Origin of the sequence: Burkholderia sp. KCJ3K979 (assembly GCF_016759955.1) — a bacterium.
GTDB classification, from domain to species: domain Bacteria; phylum Pseudomonadota; class Gammaproteobacteria; order Burkholderiales; family Burkholderiaceae; genus Burkholderia; species Burkholderia orbicola.
On record NZ_JACFYV010000522.1, the window covers coordinates 1 to 231 of the forward strand.

General features: G+C 48.1%; 1 rRNA gene. It reads right to left on the bottom strand.

From position 1 onward, the window contains the following. Window positions 1-104 (bottom strand): 16S ribosomal RNA (locus H3O04_RS35930); the annotation flags it as partial. Window positions 105-231: the final 127 nt, after the last annotated feature.

The following is a 231-nucleotide window of genomic DNA, read 5'->3' on the forward strand; positions in this document are numbered from 1 at the left end:
TCGCCACTCGCCACCAGGTGCAAGCACCCGTGCTGCCGTTCGACTTGCATGTGTAAGGCATGCCGCCAGCGTTCAATCTGAGCCAGGATCAAACTCTTCAGTTTAAACCTGTTACTGTTTTCGGTTCAGTTAAGAACCGGTCGCTCACTCAAAGCTGACAGGAATATGAATCACTTCATAAACCTGACTTACTTTAGTGTGAGACTCTTGATACTTTCGCTATCTGATCCG